Origin of the sequence: Lacrimispora amygdalina (genome assembly GCF_003432035.1) — a bacterium.
Classification (GTDB): domain Bacteria; phylum Bacillota; class Clostridia; order Lachnospirales; family Lachnospiraceae; genus Lacrimispora; species Lacrimispora amygdalina.
Genome location: NZ_QOHO01000174.1, coordinates 1 through 595 on the forward strand (window position 1 = coordinate 1; position 595 = coordinate 595).

At 47.7% G+C, this 595-nt stretch carries 3 protein-coding genes; all 3 read left to right on the forward strand.

What is annotated here, in order from left to right; translation table 11 throughout:
* Window positions 1–2 precede the first annotated feature (2 nt).
* Window positions 3–167 carry a protease FtsH-inhibitory lysogeny factor CIII gene (locus tag DS742_RS28640; RefSeq protein WP_001198861.1) on the forward strand — a complete coding sequence of 55 codons (165 nt, stop codon included), beginning with the start codon at window positions 3–5 and terminating at the stop codon, window positions 165–167.
* Window positions 151–279 (forward strand): host cell division inhibitory peptide Kil, encoded by a 129-nt coding sequence (kil, locus tag DS742_RS28645; RefSeq protein ID WP_001007579.1) that lies wholly within the window; start codon window positions 151–153, stop codon window positions 277–279. Before DS742_RS28640 ends, kil begins: the two co-directional genes overlap by 17 nt.
* Window positions 280–353: 74 nt before the next feature.
* Window positions 354–595, forward strand: a 242-nt coding sequence (locus tag DS742_RS28555; RefSeq protein WP_147325914.1) for a host-nuclease inhibitor Gam family protein, incomplete at its 3' end; no start/stop codon positions are given.

Sequence of the window (595 nt, forward strand, 5' to 3'; positions counted from 1 at the left end):
CCATGCAATATGCCATTGCAGGGTGGCCTGTTGCTGGCTGCCCTTCCGAATCTTTACTTGAACGAATCACCCGTAAATTACGTGACGGATGGAAACGCCTTATCGACATACTTAATCAGCCAGGAGTCCCAAAGAATGGATCAAACACTTATGGCTATCCAGACTAAATTCACTATCGCCACTTTTATTGGCGATGAAAAGATGTTTCGTGAAGCCGTCGACGCTTATAAAAAATGGATATTAATACTGAAACTGAGATCAAGCAAAAGCATTCACTAACCCCCTTTCCTGTTTTCCTAATCAGCCCGGCATTTCGCGGGCGATATTTTCACAGCTATTTCAGGAGTTCAGCCATGAACGCTTATTACATTCAGGATCGTCTTGAGGCTCAGAGCTGGGCGCGTCACTACCAGCAGCTCGCCCGTGAAGAGAAAGAGGCAGAACTGGCAGACGACATGGAAAAAGGCCTGCCCCAGCACCTGTTTGAATCGCTATGCATCGATCATTTGCAACGCCACGGGGCCAGCAAAAAATCCATTACCCGTGCGTTTGATGACGATGTTGAGTTTCAGGAGCGCATGGCAGAACACATCCG